Raw genomic sequence first — 3508 nt, forward strand, 5'->3', positions numbered from 1 at the left:
CGAGTGCACGCTGACGTCGCTGACTTCCCTGGTGTTCGACGACGGCAAGGTTGCGCGGGTGGAGTACAGCGAACCCGCCGCCGTGCTGCTGCCCGGTGCCGCGAAGACGCCCGGAGCATGACCATGGACCGCGATACCACCAGCCGCAAGACCAGCGGCCAGAAAATCAACGCAGCCTTGACCTCACGCCGCAGCTTCCTCGCTGTCGGTGGTGTGGCACTCTCTGCATTGACCATGGGCTTGTCCGCCTGTGCCCAGGAAGACGCCCTGGCCCAGCAAGCCAAAGCCGGCGACAACAAGAACTACGTCGCCGGGGACGGCTCGGTGACGGAATTCGCCAAAGCCGACCGTAAGGCCGCCGTCGGGATCAAGGGCACGTTGTTCGACGGAACTGCCGTGACTCCGCAGGACCTGGTCGGCAAGGTGACCGTCCTCAACTTCTGGTTCGCCGCGTGCGCGCCGTGCCGGGTTGAAGCGCCGATTCTTGAGGAACTGCACCAGGAGTTCAAGAGCAAAGGTGTCCAGTTCTACGGTGTGAACCTCCGGGACGAGAAGGCTACGGCCGACGCCTTCGACCAGACGTTCAAGCTCACGTACCCCAGCTTCAATGACAAAGACGGCGCAGTGCTCCTGTCTGTCTCCGGCATTGTGCCCCCGGGTGCGGTGCCCACCACGCTCGTCCTGGACAAAGAAGGCAAGGTTGCCGCCCGCGTCCTGGGCGAGATCGAGAAGAGCACCCTCAAGGCCCTCATCACCACCGCGGTTGCCGAGTAGGTGGCCCGGACAGCGTGAACAGCCCTTTCGCCGAGACCATCCTGAGTGGTTCCTTGCTGCTGGCCATCCCCGTGGCCCTGCTGGCCGGACTCGTGTCCTTCCTGTCGCCATGCGTCCTGCCGCTGGTGCCTGGCTACCTTGGCTACGTGACCGGGCTGAGCGGCGTCGACCTCCAGAAGCAAAAGCGCGGACGCATGCTCGCGGGAATCGGCCTGTTCGTCCTCGGATTCTCCGCGATTTTCGTCCTGCTCGGTGGCGCGTTCGGCCAATTGGGGACCCTCATCACCGGCCCGCAGAACGCGTGGATCACGCAATTGCTGGGCGTGCTGGTGATCATCATGGGCGTTGTGTTCCTAGGCGGCTTCGGGTGGTTGCAGCGTGACGCCAAAATCCATGCCAAGCCGCCAGCCGGTCTGTGGGGTGCTCCTTTGTTGGGCATCACGTTCGGACTCGGCTGGGCCCCCTGTATTGGCCCTACCTATTCCGCAGTTCAGCTGCTGAGCCTTTCCGGGGGATCGTCCGCGGCGAAGGGGGCGCTCCTGGCGTTTGTCTATAGTCTTGGCCTTGGCATTCCCTTCCTTTTGATAGCCCTCGCAGTCCGCCGGGGGATGGGTGTCATGTCCTTCTTCCGCAAGCATCGCCTCGCGATCCAGCGGATGGGCGGGGGCATCCTGATCCTCTTGGGAATCCTGATGGCCACGGGAGTGTGGGGCGCCTGGGTTACCGGGCTGCAGTACTGGTTCCAAACCGATGTGAAGTTGCCGATCTGATGAGCGAGCCCGTGCAAGGTAAAACGAAGTCCAACAAGTCCGCCAGCGAATCCGCGGAAGCTGACAACGCCGCTGACAACGCCTCTGGCAGCGCAGCTGGCAAGGCCGCCGGCAAGGCGATTGACAAGGCCAAGGCCGAGGCGGCACTGCCGGTCCTGGGGATCGTAGGCATGCTGCGATGGGCCTGGACCCAGCTGACCAGCATGCGTACGGCGCTGTTCCTGCTGCTGCTCCTGGCAGTCGCGGCTGTTCCCGGCTCGCTGTTCCCGCAGCGCCCGGCGAACCCTTCGATCGTGACGCAGTACATCAGCGACCACCCGGACTACGGCAAGCTCCTGGACTCCGTGCAGCTCTACGACGTGTACTCCTCTGCCTGGTTCTCGGCGATCTACATCTTGCTGTTCATCTCCCTGATCGGCTGTGTCACGCCACGGGCCATCGCCCACTACAAGGCAATGCGCTCCCAGCCGCCGCGGACCCCGAAGCGTCTCTCCCGCCTCCCGGAGTACGGGACGCTTGTGCTGCCCGCCGACGCCGGGATCCCGGCGTCGAAGGCTATCTCGGACGCCGCTGCGGTCCTGAAGAAGCGCGGCTACCGCGTGGAGGTGCGCGACGTCGACGCCGCCATGCCGTCCTTGGGTGCCGAGCGCGGCTTCCTCAAGGAAGTGGGAAACCTCGTGTTCCACGCTTCGCTGATCGGAGTGCTGGTTTCGGTGGCGGTCGGCGGCCTGTTCGGCTACAGCGGCCAGCGCATCCTGGTGGAAGGCGATACGTTCGTGAACACCTTGGTGGGCTACGACCAATTCAGCCCCGGCACCAACTTCCAGAGCAGCTGGTTGCAGCCGTACTCCATCCAGCTGAACAAGTTCGACGTCAAGTTCGACCGTGAATCGTCGGCACACTTCGGCCAGCCCATCGACTTCACGGCGGACGTCACCACCAAGGACACCCCGGACGCGCCCGCCAAGAAGCAGGTCCTCAAGGTCAACGATCCCGTGTCCCTTGGCGATACGAGTATTTACCTGACGGGCAACGGCTACGCTCCCGTAGTCACGGTCCGGGACGGCGCCGGCAACGTCGCGATGCAAGGGCCTGTCGTGGCCAAGCTGCAGGGTGACAACTACTACTCCTCGGTGGTCATCAAGGTTCCCGATGCCAAGCCCGATCAGCTCGGCTTCGCGGGGTTCTTCCTGCCGACGGCCATGGTGACGGACAAGGGTGTCGCCTACAGCGGCGATCCCGAACTCTTCAACCCGCAGTTGAACCTCAACTCGTACTACGGCGACCTCGGCCTGAACAAGGGCGCCCCGCAGAACGTCTTCGAGCTCGATGTAGCCAAGCTGACCCCGCTCAATGGCCGCGGCATGGCGGAGAAGGCCATCGCGCTCGCCCCGGGAGGCACCTACACGCTTCCTAACGGCAAGGGCAGCATCACTTTCGACGGCGTCAAGAAGTACGTTGGCGTCGACATCCACCACAATCCGGGCCAGGCCACCGCGCTCGTGTTCGCCTTGCTTGCGGTCGCCGGACTGATTCTCTCCCTCTACCTGAACCGCCGACGCGTCTGGGTCCGCACCGGAACCCACGACGACGGGCGCACAATGGTGGAGTACGGTCTCCTTGCCCGCGGCGAGGACCACAGGCTGGCCGGCGAAGCTGCCGCGATCCGCGAACTGCTGCAACGAGAATGGCTGCTCCACACAGATCAGTCCACCGACACCGTTTCTTCCTCAACCTCGAAGGACCAGTAATGCTCCCCATCAACGAAACCATGGGCCAGTACAGCGAGCTTTTCATGCTGCTCGCGGCCGGCACCTACACGGTGGCGTTCATCGCTTTCGCGTGGGACCTCGCCAAGAGCAGCAAGATGCTGAAGGCAGTGGACCTGAAGGCAGCCTCTTCCGTGGCAGCCGAGGTCAAGGTTCCGGTCGCCGCCGGGCGTGCCGGTGGAAACGACGTCGGCG

The 3508-nt window shown here is 64.0% G+C and carries 3 protein-coding genes and 2 pseudogenes; all 5 read left to right on the top strand.

From position 1 onward, the window contains the following. Positions 1–121, top strand: a pseudogene (locus tag AHiyo1_RS27255) (histidine phosphatase family protein); the annotation flags it as partial. A gap of 2 nt (positions 122–123) precedes the next feature. Further along, complete coding sequence (locus tag AHiyo1_RS18505) at positions 124–774, top strand: TlpA family protein disulfide reductase (RefSeq protein WP_113990710.1); 651 nt, start codon at positions 124–126, stop codon at positions 772–774. A gap of 14 nt (positions 775–788) precedes the next feature. Continuing rightward, entirely contained in the window at positions 789–1544 is a 756-nt protein-coding gene (locus tag AHiyo1_RS18510; RefSeq protein ID WP_059389523.1) for a cytochrome c biogenesis CcdA family protein, read from the top strand. 170 nt (positions 1545–1714) lie between these two features. After that, positions 1715–3295 (top strand): cytochrome c biogenesis protein ResB, encoded by a 1581-nt coding sequence (resB, locus tag AHiyo1_RS18515; protein ID WP_253257463.1) that lies wholly within the window; start codon positions 1715–1717, stop codon positions 3293–3295. Continuing rightward, a pseudogene (locus AHiyo1_RS27260) lies at positions 3295–3508 on the top strand (c-type cytochrome biogenesis protein CcsB); the annotation flags it as partial. The gene resB and the pseudogene AHiyo1_RS27260, both read left to right, overlap by 1 nt.

It is taken from the genome of Arthrobacter sp. Hiyo1 (assembly GCF_001263615.2).
GTDB lineage: Bacteria > Actinomycetota > Actinomycetes > Actinomycetales > Micrococcaceae > Arthrobacter.